Annotated in this window: 15 protein-coding genes; 13 read left to right on the forward strand and 2 right to left on the reverse strand. The window is 35.1% G+C overall.

Annotated elements, in window-relative coordinates:
- The first annotated feature begins 4 nt into the window (after nucleotides 1-4).
- The 9 genes from I600_RS14785 (at nucleotide 5) to I600_RS14825 (ending at nucleotide 10,348) form a co-directional block, all read left to right on the forward strand.
- Entirely contained in the window at nucleotides 5-820 is an 816-nt protein-coding gene (locus I600_RS14785) for a head GIN domain-containing protein (protein ID WP_245188898.1), read from the forward strand.
- A complete protein-coding gene (locus tag I600_RS14790) occupies nucleotides 817-1,953 on the forward strand; it encodes a serine hydrolase domain-containing protein (protein ID WP_058105325.1) in 1,137 nt (378 codons plus the stop codon). The genes I600_RS14785 and I600_RS14790 overlap by 4 nt, the downstream gene beginning before the upstream one ends.
- Before the next feature lie 68 nt (nucleotides 1,954-2,021).
- Nucleotides 2,022-3,341, forward strand: a complete 1,320-nt coding sequence (locus I600_RS14795; RefSeq protein WP_058105326.1) for a hypothetical protein — start codon at nucleotides 2,022-2,024, stop codon at nucleotides 3,339-3,341.
- Nucleotides 3,342-3,382: 41 nt separating this feature from the next.
- Complete coding sequence (locus I600_RS14800; RefSeq protein ID WP_058105327.1) at nucleotides 3,383-3,871, forward strand: hypothetical protein; 489 nt, start codon at nucleotides 3,383-3,385, stop codon at nucleotides 3,869-3,871.
- A 273-nt stretch (nucleotides 3,872-4,144) separates the two neighbouring features.
- A complete protein-coding gene (locus I600_RS14805; RefSeq protein ID WP_058105328.1) occupies nucleotides 4,145-4,972 on the forward strand; it encodes a prephenate dehydratase in 828 nt (275 codons plus the stop codon).
- Entirely contained in the window at nucleotides 4,969-6,117 is a 1,149-nt protein-coding gene (locus I600_RS14810; RefSeq protein ID WP_058105329.1) for a pyridoxal phosphate-dependent aminotransferase, read from the forward strand. The genes I600_RS14805 and I600_RS14810 overlap by 4 nt, the downstream gene beginning before the upstream one ends.
- 30 nt (nucleotides 6,118-6,147) lie before the next feature.
- Nucleotides 6,148-7,014 carry a prephenate dehydrogenase gene (locus tag I600_RS14815; protein ID WP_058105330.1) on the forward strand — a complete coding sequence of 289 codons (867 nt, stop codon included), beginning with the start codon at nucleotides 6,148-6,150 and terminating at the stop codon, nucleotides 7,012-7,014.
- A gap of 6 nt (nucleotides 7,015-7,020) precedes the next feature.
- Nucleotides 7,021-8,103 carry a bifunctional 3-deoxy-7-phosphoheptulonate synthase/chorismate mutase type II gene (locus I600_RS14820; protein ID WP_058105331.1) on the forward strand — a complete coding sequence of 361 codons (1,083 nt, stop codon included), beginning with the start codon at nucleotides 7,021-7,023 and terminating at the stop codon, nucleotides 8,101-8,103.
- 154 nt (nucleotides 8,104-8,257) lie between these two features.
- On the forward strand, nucleotides 8,258-10,348 hold the full coding sequence (locus tag I600_RS14825; protein WP_058105332.1) for a DUF5723 family protein: 2,091 nt from the start codon (nucleotides 8,258-8,260) through the stop codon (nucleotides 10,346-10,348).
- A gap of 64 nt (nucleotides 10,349-10,412) precedes the next feature.
- On the opposite strand, the gene I600_RS14830 is transcribed toward I600_RS14825, so the two are convergent.
- A complete protein-coding gene (locus I600_RS14830) occupies nucleotides 10,413-10,853 on the reverse strand; it encodes a hypothetical protein (RefSeq protein ID WP_058105333.1) in 441 nt (146 codons plus the stop codon).
- 174 nt (nucleotides 10,854-11,027) lie between these two features.
- Nucleotides 11,028-11,840 carry a hypothetical protein gene (locus I600_RS14835; RefSeq protein ID WP_058105334.1) on the reverse strand — a complete coding sequence of 271 codons (813 nt, stop codon included), beginning with the start codon at nucleotides 11,838-11,840 and terminating at the stop codon, nucleotides 11,028-11,030.
- A gap of 107 nt (nucleotides 11,841-11,947) precedes the next feature.
- Between I600_RS14835 and rsgA the strand changes: the two genes are divergently transcribed.
- From rsgA to I600_RS14855, 4 genes are all read left to right on the forward strand, one after another.
- Complete coding sequence (gene rsgA / locus I600_RS14840; protein WP_058105335.1) at nucleotides 11,948-12,901, forward strand: ribosome small subunit-dependent GTPase A; 954 nt, start codon at nucleotides 11,948-11,950, stop codon at nucleotides 12,899-12,901.
- Nucleotides 12,898-13,350, forward strand: a complete 453-nt coding sequence (gene dtd / locus I600_RS14845) for a D-aminoacyl-tRNA deacylase (protein ID WP_058105336.1) — start codon at nucleotides 12,898-12,900, stop codon at nucleotides 13,348-13,350. The genes rsgA and dtd overlap by 4 nt, the downstream gene beginning before the upstream one ends.
- A 79-nt stretch (nucleotides 13,351-13,429) precedes the next feature.
- Nucleotides 13,430-15,331, forward strand: coding sequence for a DUF3857 domain-containing protein (locus I600_RS14850; protein ID WP_058105337.1), 1,902 nt, complete (start codon nucleotides 13,430-13,432; stop codon nucleotides 15,329-15,331).
- 15 nt (nucleotides 15,332-15,346) lie between these two features.
- The gene (locus tag I600_RS14855) at nucleotides 15,347-17,404 is read left to right on the forward strand and encodes a transglutaminase domain-containing protein (RefSeq protein WP_058105338.1); all 2,058 of its coding nucleotides are present in this window, start codon (nucleotides 15,347-15,349) and stop codon (nucleotides 17,402-17,404) included.
- Nucleotides 17,405-17,453: the final 49 nt, after the last annotated feature.

A 17,453-nucleotide genomic window follows, 5' to 3' on the forward strand; every position in this document is an offset into this window, starting at 1 on the left:
AAATATGATGTTAGAAAATAGAAAACATAAAATAGACATTTGGACAAAAGGGATGTACCAAACATTTTTGACCTTCACTACTATGTTTGTTTTGCTGCTCATAGCTAATTCTTGCGATTCTGAAAACGCTTCAGATTGTTTTCAGAGTACAGGTGATATGATACGAGAGGAAGTTACAGTAGCTGAATTTACGAGTATTACCGTATTTGAGAATGTGACTTTGGTTATAAAACAAGGCGACACCCAAAAAGTAGAAATAGAAACCGGTGAAAATCTTAGAAATGAGGTTTCTGCTGTTGTAGAAGATGGTCAATTATTACTGACCGATACGAACGATTGTAATTATGTAAGAGATTATGCTACCACTACGATCTACGTAATTACCCCTAATTTGACCAGTATACGTAGCAGTACAGGTTTTCCTATTAAAAGTGACGGAGTTTTGGCTTTTGATAGCTTAAGATTGTTGTCTGAAAGTTTTACGAATCCGGAAGCAGAAACAACAGATGGGGAATTTGATCTAGATTTAGAAGTGGCTTCGTTAAGTTTAACGGTTAACGGCATTGCCTATTTTAAGTTGAAAGGAACTGCGGAAAGTATGAGTATTACCATAGCTGCAGGTGATTCTAGAATTGAGGCTGAAGCATTGATCGCTGATCGGGTTACCATAAACCATAGAGGTTCAAATGATATTTTAGTGAATCCGCAAGAAAGTCTTACCGGAGTATTAAGGGGTACTGGCGATTTACAAAGCTATAACCGCCCGGCAACTGTTGAAGTGGAAGAATTGTATAACGGAAGATTGATTTTTGTGGAATGAATCCCATTTTAAAATATCTGAAAAATGTATTCGCTACTAAACGAGTGTTGGGAGATGACCCGACTTTGACCGGATTGGTAAAAGCAGATGCTGTTTTACAAGATATGTATGCCGATGATAAATTTCCAGGATTGGCAATTACGGTTTTAAAAGAGGGAAAAACCATTTTCCAAAAAGGGTATGGGTATGCGGATTTAGATACCAAAAGATATGTAGACCCAAAATCCTCAATTTTTAGAATTGCAAGTGTATCCAAGCCTATAGCGGCTACCGCATTGGCACATATGGTGCAAGAAGGGTTGATCTCATTAGACGAATCTTTCTATACCTATCTGCCAGATTACCCCAAGAAAAAGTGGGATTTCACTATTCGTCAATTGGCTAGCCATACAGCAGGTATACGTGTGTATAAAGGCAAGGAATTCGCCTTGAACGAACCTTTTGGGATAAAGGATAGTTTATCAATTTTTAAAAACGATCCGTTGGTATTTGAACCAGGTACCGAATATTTGTACAATAGTTTTGATTGGGTAATGATTTCGGCGGCCATGCAAGAAGCAAGTGGTATTCCGTTTGAAGCATATGTGCAGGAGAAAGTATTGGATCCATTGGGAATGAAAAACACATACATACCTAGAAGGCATCCTGATGATAACCTTAAGCAATCGGATATAGATGTGAATGCTATTGCAACATCCGAAGCACAGAACAATATAACTGCATTTTATACCAAAAGCTTGTCCGGGTTTAGAAAAGCGACTCCCGTAGATATCTTTTACAAGCTTGCTGGTGGAGGTTATTTATCAACTTCAGAAGATATTGCCAAATTCGGTCAGGCATTTTTAGATCAAAAAGTAGGGGTCAATGAAGCTATTTTGCATCAATTTTTAACTGCTCAGCTAGTAAACGGTAATTCTACATACTACGGTTTAGGTTGGCAGGTAAGTGAAGATGCCAAAGGGCGTAAGTTTTTTGGACATGTGGGTAGTGGGGTAGGTGGGTATTCCAATTTTTTCGTGTATCCAAAAGAGCAATTGGTGTTTTCAATTCTGATCAATAGTACAGACCCTAAAGTACAAGAAGATCTTGATGTTGTGATAGATTCTTTTTTTGATGAGCTTGATTACAACTGATTTAATGTTTTTTAAAATTTAAAGAAAGGGTATATTAGTCTCGCTAACCGTGAGATTTTTAATATAGAATGAGCTTACCACCAGAAACCACCCCAGTTGAAGAGAAAAAAAAGAACATAAAATGGCTTCAACGACTTAAAGAAGAAAGTTGGGAAGCAGAATTGCTAGTTTCTGCAATTGCCATTTTTGGAACGTTTCAACTATTTGGTTTAATAGAATGGGTTACAAATAAATACATTGATCTATTACCTGTTGAGCAATACATTTATGGGTATATGATTGTTTTTTTAGGCTTGTTGGCTATTAGTATCTTGGTCTCTATGTTCGTAATTCATTTCGTTTTACGAGCGTATTGGATTGGATTAGTAGGGTTGAATTCTGTTTTTCCAGATTATAGTATTGAAGATAGTGTATACTCTAAAATTTATACCGAGAAGATTTTGTCCATACTCCCAAAGCAACAAGATACTATTCAAAAGGTAGATGAATTATGCAGTGTAATTTTTTCTTCAGCATTCACTATTCTATTGATTTATTCTTACATGTCCTTGTTTTTAAGTATTTATATGCTGATATATAACTTGTTATTGGATTATGTGCCGAGTTATATACTGTTAATACCTTTATTTATAATTTCAGGTCTTCTTGTATTACAAATGATTTTTAGTGTCATCGGAAATTTAAAAAAGTACAAGTCTAATGTAATGGTACAAACTTGGATGTTTAAATTGGTCAAATTTACATCAATGGTTACCTATGGTCCTTTATACCGTAATTTACTGCAGGTTTCAATGGTTTTTGGGTCTAATTTTAAGAAGAAAAAATCTTTAGTTTATCTCGTGCTATCGTTTTTTGCATCAGGCATATTTTTGACATTAGTGAAATTTCAAGATACCAATATTCCTCATTTGATTTTTCCAAAAGATCATGATGTAAATCTAATGTACTTGAGTTATTATAGTGATCAAAACCCTGATGAATCATTTTTGTTGACTCCACAAATACAGTCTGATATTATAATGGGTGAGACTGTAAAGCTGTTTATTCCCGTATTTCATCATGAACGTAATTATCAAGCTGCTACTTGCGGCGAATATCAAGAAGACGATAGTTTGTCCAATGAACAGGAAAGAGTTAAATCTAGAAAATTTTATCTTGATTGCTATAATAAATATCATATGGTTACTTTGAACGGTCAATTACTGAATATAGATTTTCTCAAAAAAGATCATGCCGTTTCAGAGCAATTTGGTATTGTTGGTTTTATAGATAAAGAGTTTTTGAAAAAAGGAGAGAATACTCTAGTGGTAACAAAAACACTAGGCGATGTAAAAGAGTTTACATGGACTATTCCCTTCTATTATCAGCCCAATGCACAATTAAAGTAACTTTTTAACGCTATGAGATTATCAAATTTAAATTTATTGACATGAAGGTAAAGTGTTTTTTAATTGTATTGTTTGCAATGGCTATAAACGTTTCTGCACAAGAAATTACAACGTTTACGGGCATATGGGGAATGGAGTATTATCAAGACGATAAGGAAATTACCAAGAAGGAAGTAAAAGAATTATTTTCTAATAATGATGGAATTTATAGCGACTGGAAAAAAGCTGACACAAAAAAGAGTATCGCTACCATTGCTTTAGTCGGCGAAATAGTTGGAGTAACCTGGGGCTCGGTAGAATTATTTAACAATGACCCTGTTGTAAGTGACAGGGATAAAGCGAGAAAGGCAATTGGGCCATTATTGGGTGGTATTGGCTCTGGTATAATTGCTATTATATTTTTGAATGGTTCTAATAAGGCAAGAAAACAAGCTATACTTGCTTATAATAAGCAATTTGATGATAAAACGGCTTTTAAACTTAGACCGGTAGCTAATGAGAATGGACTAGGTATTGCACTTAGATGGTAAGAGGTTTAAAGATTTAACACAAAACCTTCACTTTTTGAGAAAGAAATTGATTTTTATAAAAAAATAAAATCCAAAACAGCCACTTTTAAATATAATTACTACATTAGCCACAGATTACAAAAGTGATGACAAAACAATATTTCTGGAACGGTTTTTATTTTTACTTCTTTTTTAAGAGAGGTACGGGACTGTTGTAGTATATTTTAAATATAAAATAGAATCTAAGTTCCGATGTACATCGGAACTTTTTTTTTTGAATAAAACGGAGCAAAAGTGAGTCTAAAAATAGCCATACAGGGAATAAAGGGCAGTAACCACCATCAAGTGGCAAAAGATTGTTATGGTGATGATATTGAGTTGGTAGAATGCCTTTCTTTTGATGCTTTGGTAGATAAGTTGTTGACCAAAGAAGCTGATCAGGGTGTTATGGCCATTGAAAATTCCATTGCAGGATCTATCATTCCTAATTATGCTTTGGTAAACCATAATGACCTACACATCATTGGGGAGTATTATTTAAACATCCATCACAACTTAATGGTATTAAAGGGCCAGAAGATTGAGGATATAACAGAAGTAAGTTCACACCCAATGGCACTATTGCAGTGTAAGGAATATTTTAGACAATATCCGCATATAAAATTGGTGGAAGACGTAGATACGGCAGAGACCGCAAAGCGAATTCAAAAAGAAAAACTTAAGCATGTAGCGGCTATTGCTCCTAACGTTGCGGCAGAATTATATGGATTGGACATCGTAGCGAACGACATACAAACCATTCAAAATAATGCTACGCGTTTTATCATTGTAAAAACAAAAAATGATGCACTGCCAGAGGCAGAGATCAGTAAGGCGTCTTTACGGTTTTTAACCGACCATAAAAGGGGTAGTTTGGCGGCAGTGCTTAATGTCATGAGCGATTGTAGATTGAATTTAACCAAAATACAGTCGTTACCGGTGATAGAAACACCTTGGAAATATGCTTTTTTTGTTGATGTAACTTTTAATGATTATGCAGATTTTACGAAGGCTAAAAGTCTATTGAACATCATGGCGGAAGACTTTAAGATTTTGGGTGAATATAAAAATGTAAGACAATGATACGTACTGCCAAAAGGTTAGATACCATACAGGAATACTACTTCTCAAAAAAATTGAGAGAAGTTCGTGGTTTAATGGCACAAGGTAAACCTATCATTAATATGGGTATTGGTAGTCCTGATCTGGCTCCATCCCCAGAGGTTTTAAAAGCCATACAAGCAGCAGTGTTAGAGAACGGTGCGCACCAATACCAAAGTTACCAAGGCTTGCCTCAGTTAAGAGATGCCATAGCCAATTTTTATAGGAATAAATTTGGTGTTACCGCAGACCCAAATACCGAAATTTTACCATTAATGGGGTCAAAAGAAGGTATAATGCATATAAGCCTGGCTTTTTTGAACGAGGGTGATGAGGTATTGATACCAAATCCCGGGTACCCAACATACACCTCTGTAACCAATTTGGTAGGGGCCGTGCCAAAATACTATGATTTAACCGCTGATAATGGTTGGTTTCCAGATTTGGAGGCATTGGCAAAGCAAGATTTATCAAGGGTAAAGGTGATGTGGTTAAGCTATCCTCATATGCCAACAGGTGCTACGGCAACCAAAGAGCAGTTTATAAAGATGGTGGCATTTGCCCAAGAGCATGATATTTTATTGGTGAACGATAATCCATATAGTTTTGTCCTGAATGACGAACCTGCCAGTATTTTAAGCTTGCCCAATGCAAAAAAGGTATGTTTAGAATTGAATTCTTTGAGTAAGACGTTCAACATGGCCGGTTGGCGTGTAGGTTTTGTTTTAGGTAGCGAAGAGCATATCAATGCTATTTTAAAGGTGAAGAGCAATATGGATTCCGGCATGTTCTACGGCATACAAAAAGGAGCAATTGCCGCCTTGAATAGCAGTGATGACTGGTTTAAGGAACTAAATGAAGTTTATGGTAAGCGAAGAGAATTGATCTATAAGTTGGTAGACAAGCTTGGCTGTTCATATGATCGTAACGCTGTAGGCATGTTCGTTTGGGCTAAATTGCCGGCAGGCAGTGTATCATCAGAAGAGTTCATAGATGATATTTTATATAAGAAAGATCTGTTTATTACGCCAGGAACCATTTTTGGGAGTAATGGTGAAGGCTATATTCGTTTTTCACTATGTATAACGGAGAATAAGATAGAAGAGGCAATTAAAAGATTTGAATAATAGGTCTTAAGACTAAAGCGTAGCTTTAAAATGAATGTATTTGTAATAGGTATCGGTTTAATAGGAGGTTCTTTGGCGAAAGACATAAAGTCGGCATTCGACAATGTTACCGTCTATGGCATAGAATCTAATGAAGCAAACTTAGCTGAAGCATTGTCTTTGGGTATTGTAGATAAGAAAGCTACCTATCAAGATTTACAATTAGCAGATATGGTCATTGTAAGTATACCGGTAGATGTTATGGTTACCGAGCTTCCTGTTATATTGAATGCCGTTCATGAAGATTGTGTTGTTTTAGATGTTGGGTCTACCAAATCCATGATTTGCAAGGTGTTGGAAAATCATCCTAAGAGAAGAAATTTTTTGGCATGCCATCCTATTGCAGGAACGGAGTTTTCGGGTCCGTCCGCAGCGATCAACAATTTATTCAAAGACAAAACAAATATTATTTGTGAGGTAGAGTTAACGGCATTTAAGCTCCAAGAAAGAGCGTTAAAAGTTTTTCAAGCTATTGGCATGAGAATACGTTATATGAACCCTGTTGCTCATGATAAGCATATTGCTTACGTATCGCATTTATCGCACATAAGTTCGTTCATGTTGGGTAAAACAGTGATCGAGAAAGAGAAGAACGAGCGTGATATTTTTGACATGGCCGGTAGTGGGTTTGAAAGTACGGTGCGTTTGGCAAAGAGTTCTCCTGCCATGTGGACACCTATTTTTAAACAGAATAAAGAGAATGTGGTAGAAACTTTGGAGGAGTACATTCAAAATCTAACCGCATTTAAGGAACTGTTGTTGAAAGATGATTATGAGGGCATTTATAATGAAATGAATAATACGAATAAGATTAAAGGAATATTAAAAAGAAATACCGTTAAACAAGAAATAGAATAAGTAAAAATGGAAAATTCAAAACAAATGAGAACATGGTTGGATGATTTAAACCTTGACCATCCACTAGTAATAGCAGGGCCATGTAGTGCGGAAACCGAGGAGCAAGTGTTAGGTATAGCACACTCCCTAAAAGATACCGATGTAAACTATTACAGAGCAGGTATATGGAAACCACGTACTCGCCCAGGAAATTTTGAAGGTGTAGGAGCTTTGGGGCTTAAGTGGCTTCAAAAGGTAAAGGCTGAAACAGGTATGAAAACGGCTACCGAGGTGGCTAACCGTGCTCATGTGGAATTAGCTTTAGAGCATGATATAGATTTATTATGGATAGGGGCAAGATCAACTGTTAGTCCGTTCATCATGCAAGAATTGGCAGATGCACTTAAGGGCACCGACAAGGTTGTATTGGTAAAGAACCCGGTTAATCCAGATTTAGCTTTATGGTTAGGCGGTATTGAAAGGTTACATACGGCAGGTATTAAAAAATTAGGTGCAATTCATAGAGGATTCTCTACATATGAGAAAACCAAGTATAGAAATATACCGGAATGGCAAATGGCGATCGAATTTCAGAACAGATTTCCAGATTTACCTTTGATCAACGATCCATCGCATATTACGGGTAAGAGAGATATGATCTTTGATGTTTCTCAGACTGCTTTAGATTTAAATTTTGACGGATTAATGATCGAAACGCACCATGATCCTGATAATGCATGGAGTGATGCCGCTCAACAGGTAACTCCAGAGAAATTGGTTCAGATTATGAGAGACCTAAAAATTAGAAAAGAGAGCGATCCAGAGGCGGAATACAATTCTCAATTAAGTAACCTTAGAGCACAGATCGATGTTATTGATAACCAATTGATCGAGACTCTAGGTAAAAGAATGAAAGTTTCTGATAGTATAGGTGAACTTAAAAAGCAAAAGAATGTTGCCGTGCTACAATCTAATAGATGGAACCAAATTCTGGGAGCAATGATTCTTGAAGGGGAAAGTAAGGGACTTAGTGAAGAATTTGTTCTTCGTATGTTCAAGGCTATTCACCAAGAGTCTATCAACCACCAAGAAAAGATAGTGAACGGTTAAGGTTTACATAACTTTATAAATACAAAACATCCGTAATATGCGGATGTTTTTTTATGTCTTAATTTTAATAAGTAAGAAAAATAATACATTTTAACAATATCCTTAATTATGAACCGTTAGGGGTCTAAAGAACCATTTTAACCAATCAAAAAGTATGAAGAAAGTAGTATTGTTTACGTTCATGTTAATGGCATCATTTGCTGTAAAAGCCCAATCGTATATAGGCTTTTTAACAGATAATTACAGTGGTGTCAATAGTGTGATCTCTAACCCTGCAAATATTGCAGATTCACGTTTTAAAACAGATATTAATCTAATAGGAGCTAGTGGTTTTTTAGCTAATGACTATGTAGGTGTTGGGTATTCTGATTTGGTTTCCAGTGATTTTGACTATGATACAGATGCATTATTGACCCTTTCGGATAACAATAATTTTTCTGGTAATGTAGATGTGTTAGGTCCTTCGTTTATGTTTAATGTTGGTAGAAAATCTTCTATTGCCATATTTACAAGAGCAAGAAGTTTTGTGACGGGAAATGAATTTAATGGAGAAAGTATAGATGACCTTGACGATAGTATTGATGAAAGTCAAGACTTTTTGGTAAACGAAGGTGATTTCTTTGCCGCCGGTCATGGTTGGGCAGAAGTGGGGATCACGTATGCACAAGAATTAATGAATAAAGAAGAGCATTTCTTAAAAGGTGGTCTGTCATTTAAATATTTGAAAGGATTTGGTAATGCCTATGTGGCCGGTAGAAATGTAACTATTGATTATGATGCGGATGGTGCTACATTACCGGATAATTCTACTATTGGAACTTTAGCATCTACAGGAGATCTAATTTATGGAAGAGCTGATCAGTATGATGTTGAAGATTATGATTATGAAGTGCCAGATGCTAACGGATTTGGGTTTGACCTGGGATTCGTTTATGAATGGAGACCAGATTATGAAGATTATGTGGTAACGGGTGCTGATGGAGAAAAAACCGTCATGAAAGATAAAAATAAGTATAAACTAAAATTTGGTTTGTCGCTTACAGATGTAGGTTCGGTAAATTACAAAGGTAGTTTAGTAGATACCTATAATATCAATAATACCATTACACAAGACGATTATGATAATATAGAGGATTCAGATGATCTTCAGAATTTATATACGTTCACCCAAGCTACGGAAGATTTAAAGGCAGGTTTGCCAACGGCATTACATTTTAATGCAGATTGGAATATTAAAAATCATTTTTATTTGAATTTTAATACTGATATCTCTATGCGTTCTGCAGGTGAGAATAATTTACGAACTGCAAACGTATTATCATTGACCCCACGTTTTGAGAGTAAGTGGTTCAGTTTCTATTTGCCTGTAAGTAGCTATCAGTATAGTGGTTTACAAGTAGGTGCAGGCTTACGTGCCGGTCCTCTTTATCTTGGGTCGGGATCATTGATCTCTACATTTGCAAAAAATGAAATACAAGGAGCAGATGTATATGCAGGGTTGAAAATTCCGGTATACTATGGTCAGCCAAAAGATTCAGATGGTGATGGTATTCCAAATAAAGAAGATGGTTGCCCAAAAAAGGCAGGACCAATAGAAAATAATGGTTGCCCATGGGGAGATACTGATGGCGATTCGGTATTGGATAATGAGGACCAATGTCCAGATGAGGCAGGTCCTGTAGAAAACAATGGTTGTCCTTGGGTAGATACGGATGGAGATACCTTGTTGGATAATGAAGATCAATGTGTAGATGTAGCCGGACCTTTAGAGAATAATGGGTGTCCTTGGCCAGATAGTGACGGAGATTCAGTTTTTGATAAAGATGATAATTGTCCTGATGAAATGGGTACGGTAGCGAATAACGGTTGTCCAGAACCGGTTGTTACGGCTGAGGTTCAAAAGTCGTTGAACGAGTATGCAAAAACTATTTTGTTCAACACAGGAAAATCAACATTAAAGGATGAGTCAACACCGGTATTGGTTGATATCATCGGTATTTTAAATGAATATCCCAATGCAAATTTCACTATTGAAGGGCATACGGATAGTATAGGTTCAGAAGCTACCAATCAAAAATTATCGGAGAAAAGAGCTCAAGCTGTTCTACAATTTTTAATAGATGGCGGTATTTCCCCAGCAAGATTGACCGCTATTGGTTATGGGGAAAGTAAGCCAATTGCTACCAATATGTATAAAGATGGTAGACAGAAAAACAGACGTGTTGAGATTAACTTGGCACAGTAGCTATACAAAGATTTAGTACTAAAAAAGCCCGGTTTTACCGGGCTTTTTTTTATGTGTACTAATGCTATCTTTTAAAGATATATCGGGTAATGAAAATACCTTGTCCGTCCGTATTACCGGCATCTGCTTCAACACCGCTGGTTACAAAAACAAGTTCCCATCCATTTTGTGCCATATCACTTAGTTTAGATGAAATAAGTGCATCGTTTGCCGCAATGTTTTGGAAGCGAATACCGGCCACATTATAGAAATTAAGCAATTTGGTCTCTTCAAAATCTTTAACGCGAATATCACTGCGTTTAGATTTATTTCTGGTATTATCTTCCTCGGTCTGTTCAGAGGTGAACTCCTTAAAATCTCGATCTGCATTGGCATCTATAATTCGTGATCGTCCTAATCCACTAGGTACTATAGATTCTACACTGGTAACAACTTTGTATTCCTGTGCTGTAGATGTGGTAATTGCAGTAAAGGCAAATAGGGCAAGTAAGATGATTTTTTTCATGATGATGGTTTTTTACATTGATTTAAAGATTGTACGGTGAAAATATAAGGTATAATGAAGAATGCAAAGAATACTACTTTATATCATTGTAAATTGATGCTTTACCAATATAATGGCTTAAAAAAAAGACCCGATACTAAAAGCATCGGGTCTTATGATAAAGAAAGTTTTGTTCTATTGAATAGAGAAATCAAATACAGATTGGTTTTCTCTACCTTGAGGTACTTGGCCTTGGTAGATAAAGCAATACTCACCTGGCTCTAAAGTGTCGGGAGTAACTTTGAACTTGTTACCTTCAATTTCCTCTATAGCGAAGTTAAGAGCATATTTAGGGTCAATACCACTACTGCTAGTGATCCAGCTACTTTTTCCTGTAATTACCTCTCTAAGGTTCTTCTTCTCTTTAACGGTAAGTTTTACCAAAACAAACTCATTAGGGTTACTTGCCATTCTAAACCACCAGTTAAAAATACCGGTATCTCCACCTTGGTTGTTCTGCATATTATCAACTTCTGTAACACTTGGGTCAAAGATGAACGTAAATTCTGGTCTGCTTTGGCGAATTACATTATTGGATTGTGTTTTAGGTAACTGAGCCTTCTTTTTAGAATTGATCAACCCAGATACCAATTTCTGCGCCACTTGGTTAGAATTTGAACCAGAGAATACACTTGGTTGTATTAATTTATCTTCACCGCTAGCATCTGCATAGTAAATACCAGTTTTAGATTTAGTGTTCTGTTTTGATTTATCCATGATCAAGGATAATATTTCAGAAGAAACCCCTGCATTTTTCATAGCGCCTAGAGCGGAAATAGAAGCGTCGAATTTAACATCCGAAGTGTTTATTTTATCTATGATCATATAATCGTCGAAACCTAGTTCAACCATTTGTACTACAGATTCGTTTGTAATAGTTTCTTGGGCAGTTCCAAAAGTAATGGCTGATAAAGCTAACATCAGCAATGATTTTTTGATGAATTTCATTTTCTTGATTTTGGTTGTTATTTAATGTTATAGTTCTAAATTCAAATTTATGTTAATTTTTATATTTAAAGCAGTTACTTTGTATAAATGGAAGGATTTTTGGGTAAATGGTAGGAATTGTTTATAAATCTACGGGTAGTTGGTACACTGTTAAGGCAGAAAATGGTGATTTCTATGAATGTAGAATAAAAGGTAAGTTTAGGATCAAGGGTATAAAAAGTACGAACCCTGTTGCGGTTGGTGATCAAGTACGCTTTGAGGTGGAGACTATTGGAGATGATACCATTGGTATTATCAATGAAATAGAAAATCGTAAAAATTATATAATTCGTAAATCTGTAAACCTGTCTAAACAGACACATATCATTGCTGCCAATTTGGATCAGGTTTTTTTATTGGTAACATTGAACAATCCGCCTACATACCCAGTTTTCATAGATCGATTTCTGATCACTGCAGAAGCCTATGAAATTCCGGTTGTTCTACTTTTCAATAAAGTAGATACTTATGCCCCGGAAGAATTAGATGAGATAAAGTTTTTGGCGGCCCTTTACCGCAATATTGGGTATACTTGTTTGGGTATTTCTGCGGCAACGGGCAAGAACGTTGATAAGGTGAAAGAAATGATGATCGGTAAAACATCAATGTTCTCGGGTCATTCTGGTGTTGGTAAATCTACCTTGGTCAATGCTTTGGAGCCAGAGTTGGAAATTAAGACCAAACAAATTTCTCAACAACACGCACAAGGGCAACATACCACCACATTTGCGGAAATGTTCGATTTAAGTTTTGATGCTAGAATTATAGATACGCCCGGTATTAAAGGTTTTGGTATTGTAGATATGGAAAAGGAGGAGATAGGCGATTATTTTCCAGAATTTTTTGAACTAAAGCAAGATTGTAAATTCAATAATTGTATTCATGTAGACGAGCCAAAATGTGCCGTTAAAGATGCCTTGGAAACTGGTGATATAGCTTGGAGCAGGTATAACAGTTATCTGCAGATGATCAAAGGTGAAGATGAGAATTATAGGGTAGATATACACGACGATAAAAAATGAAAACAGTAATACAACGTGTTGCCAAAGCTAGCGTAACGGTCAATGGCGAAAAGATAAGTGCTATTGACAATGGGCTTTTAATTTTAGTGGGTATAGAAAATGCAGATGCTCAAGATGATATTGATTGGCTTACGAACAAAATAGCAAACCTTCGTATTTTTAATGATGAAGATGGTATAATGAACAAATCGCTTGTAGATGTAAATGGTGATGTCATTGTGGTTAGCCAGTTTACTTTACATGCAAGTACTAAAAAAGGGAATCGACCTTCTTATATAAAAGCGGCAAGACCAGATGTTGCCATACCCCTGTATGAAGCCTTTATTACTACTTTGGAATCTAAATTGGGTAAGAAAGTCGGTACCGGAGAATTCGGTGCGGATATGAAGGTTGAATTATTGAATGATGGTCCTGTGACCATAATGATTGATACAAAAGATAAAAATTAGAATTCAATAGATTTTCTGTATTTTTTGTAAGAAATCTACTGTTTTTGTCGTTAAGGTAAAAACCAGCCTACCAAATTATATGCGCTTATCTTTTTTAATACTAATGTTCGTGGTAACTCTTGCCATGAATGCACAAGAGTACAGTTTTGCGAAAATAGAGCTCTCCCTTTTAAAGAATGCAGATGCAGTTGTTCGCTTAGATGAAAGCACTGTTTTACTTAAATCTTCTGATTTTATGGAAGTTAAGTCTAAAAGGGTGGTCACCGTTTTGAATGAAAGTGGATCTAAACATATAAATGCGACAGTATTTTACGATAAAGAGAAATGGATAAAAAATCTTGAAGCCATAATACTTGATGCTAATGGTAAAGAAATAGAAAAGTTTAAAGAAAAAGATTTTATTGATCAAACGGCTACAGGTGAAGGAACTTTGTATTCTGACTCTAGAGTCAAATACCTAAAATACACACCTGTTAAATATCCATACACGGTTGTTTTAACCGAAAAATACACGACATCTGACACCGCATTTATACCACGTTGGTTTTTTCTGGACGGTTATAGGCTTAGTGTCGAAAAAAGTGAATTTAAGTTGAATTTACCTTCAACCATGAAATATAGGTATAAGGAGAATAACCTAGATTCTTTTAATGTGAAACGAACGGAAAATGAGTCTGGCGTAAAGTATAGCGCCGTGAATTTAAAAGCGCTAGAGTCAGAAGATTTTGATCCTGAGTTTAGAGATTTTATACCTAATGTCCAATTCGCACTAGAAAATTTTCATTTAAAAGGGGTGGACGGTCATGCTACTTCATGGAAAGAATTCGGAGGTTGGATATACAATTCTCTATTAAAGGGTCGGGGAGAACTTAGTGCTGCAACCATTCAAAAAGTTCAAACTTTAGTAAGGGGAATAAATGACCCAAAAGAAAAGATAAAAATAGTATATCAATTTGTTCAAGATAACACCCGGTATATCAGTGTACAAATGGGTATAGGCGGTTGGGAGCCTATTAGTGCCATTGAAGTAGATAGAGTAAAGTATGGTGATTGTAAAGGTCTAACGAATTATACCATGGCATTGTTAAATGTTGTTGGTGTGGAATCTTATTACACCATAGTTTATGCCGACCGTAGCATGCGAAGTTTAGATGCTGATTTTCCTTCTTTACAAGGAAATCATGTATTCTTAAATGTGCCCTTGGAGGGTGAGGAATTGTGGTTGGAGTGCACTAGTCAAATTGTTCCCGCAAACTTTTTAGGAACTTTTACAGATAACAGAAATGTGTTAAAAGTTGGTCCAAATGGTGGTGAGATGGTAAAGTCCAGACAGTATTCGCCAGAACAAAGTAAGCAAATTACAAGCGCTAAAATTACAATTAGCGAAAGTGAGATTAAAGCGCAAGTTGAAATAAAAAGTACAGGGATACAGTATAACCAAAAATACGGGTTGTCAAGTGAAAGTAAAGAAGATGTAGAGAAATATTACAAAGACTATTGGGGTTATGTTAATGATGTTCATATTCTAAACCATAATATCTTAAATGACAGGGATAATATTATCACAACAGAAAATGTTGATATTATAACATCTGGTTATTTGTCAAGGGCAGGTGACCGTTTACTTTTTGCGCCAAACATGCTAAATAGAAATGAATATGTTCCCAAAAGGAGTAAAGATAGAAAACGCGATGTTGTAATTAAAAGAGGGTATTTAGATGAAGATGAGTTCCTAATAGATTTACCGGACAACTACGGGTTAGAATCTGGTTTAACGGCAATAGACTTAAAAAATAATTTTGGAGAGTATTCAGTTAGTTTAACTAAGGTTTCAGAAAGTCAGTTCAAATACAAAAGAAGATTATTGATTAAACCTGGAGTTTTTTCAAAAACAACTTATAACGACTATCGTAATTTCAGAAAAGAAATAGCAAAATCAGATAAGAACAAGATTGTCCTACTGAAAAATAACACCAATTAAAACCATTCGATTTTTATGACTATTGACAATAATTTTAAATCCAACAAAAAAATTTATATACTGATTTCCCTAATTTTTATATCTACCTTTTTAGTAGCTCAAAACAATGATTACGGTAAGGTTTCAAAAGAAGAATTGTTACAAGACTTTAATTCAATAGATAGCACAGCATCTGCAGCGTATTTGTATAAATACAGAAAAACGTATTTCAACTATGTTTCAGGTGTCGGTTTCAGTTTAATTACCGATGTGCATGAACGAATTAAGATTTATAATAAAGAAGGATTTGAGTATGCCACCCAAAAGATACGATTGTATAAAGATGGTAATGAAATTGAGGATTTAAATAAGCTTAAGGCTAAAACATACAATCTAATAGATGATAAAATAGAGGAGACTCCATTAAAAAAAGACGGGAAATTCAAAAATGAAATATCGGAGAATATTAATGAGGAATCATTTACAATGCCAAATATAAAAGAAGGGTCCATAATAGAATATAAGTACAGTATAACTTCTCCCTTCATATACAACGTAGATGAATTTATCTTTCAGCATGATATTCCAGTGAATAAAATAGAAGCTTTTTTCGAAACTCCAGAATATTTTGTTTTTAGAATGAATGTTAAGGGATTTTTGAATGTAATGCCTAAACGAGAGCAATTTAATAAGTCGTTAGATTATACTCAGCGTGTTGCATCTGGGGGTACAACTAATGCAGGAGCTGGTCAAGGTCTTGGTAGGACTACTCAAGTAAGAGGTAATGTGAAATATGTTAGCAATGTAATTAGCTTTGATTTAAATAATATTGAACCGCTTAAAGAAGAACCATTTGTAAATGAACTTAGTAACTATAGGTCAGGGGTTAAGTATGAGTTGTCTTACACACAGTTTCCTAATTCAAGTAAAGAGTTTTATTCACGTACGTGGGAAGATGTAGTTGAAACAGTATATAAGAATCCAAGTTTTGGAGATGAATTGAGAAAGACTAATTATTTTAAAGAAGATTTAGATGCAATAATTAAAAATTTAACTGATGAACAAGAGAAAATAAATACAATATTTTCATTTGTGAAATCTAAAGTTAAATGGGATCAGAGTTATGGTAAGTATACTAGAAAAGGTGTTAAACAAGCATATCAGAAGGGGGTAGGAAATACAGCAGAGATTAATTTAATGTTAACAGCTATGTTAGATTATGCAAATCTAGAAGCTAATCCTGTATTAGTGAGTACAAGGTCTAACGGGATGCCGCTTTTTCCTACTAGAGAAGGTTATAATTATATAGTGAGTAGCGTTAGCATAAATGGAGGTATTATTTTGTTAGATGCTACAAGTCAAAATAGCTTGCCTGGTGTTTTGCCAATTAGGGCTTTAAATTGGGAAGGTCGCATGATGTCAAAAAATGGTAAGTCTACAATTATAAATCTTTACCCGACCAATAAGGGATCAATTCAAACTTTTCAAAATATTACTTTAAGTGGAAATGGAACGGCTGTAGGCAAAATTAGAAATGTTTACAAGGGACATCAAGCTCTGTCTTTTAGGGATGAATACGGTAAGGATAAACAAAAATCATATTTGAATCAGTTGGTAAATAACAATGATGGAATTGAAATAAACAATTTTGAAGTAAAGAATAACAATGAACTGGCTAAACTGCCCATAGAGTCTTTTGATTTTACTACGGAAAGTGAAATCGATGTAGTTTCAGATAAGATATATTTTTCACCATTGTTATTTTTAGCCACAAAAGAAAATCCTTTTAAACAAGAGAAAAGAGAATTTCCAATAGATTTTAGTTTTCCGTTTGAAAATATATCAACTACTATAATTAATCTACCAGAAGGATATAGGGTAGAATCTATTCCAGAAGCTATGGCAATAGCTTTGCCTAATGGTATGGGTAATTTTAGTTATGCGATTAATAATGTTGGCAATGTTTTACAATTAAAAGTATCGAAGAAAATTAATTATCCAGTTGTACCTGCGGAATTCTACCCTAGTCTAAAAGAATATTATAGTAAAATGGTAGGGAAATTAAATGAAAAGGTAGTATTAACTAAAATATAGATTAAAACAGCTTTTAAGATGCAATTAGAATAGGTCTAATTCTTATTAA

It is taken from the genome of Maribacter dokdonensis DSW-8 (genome assembly GCF_001447995.1).
Classification (GTDB): domain Bacteria; phylum Bacteroidota; class Bacteroidia; order Flavobacteriales; family Flavobacteriaceae; genus Maribacter; species Maribacter dokdonensis.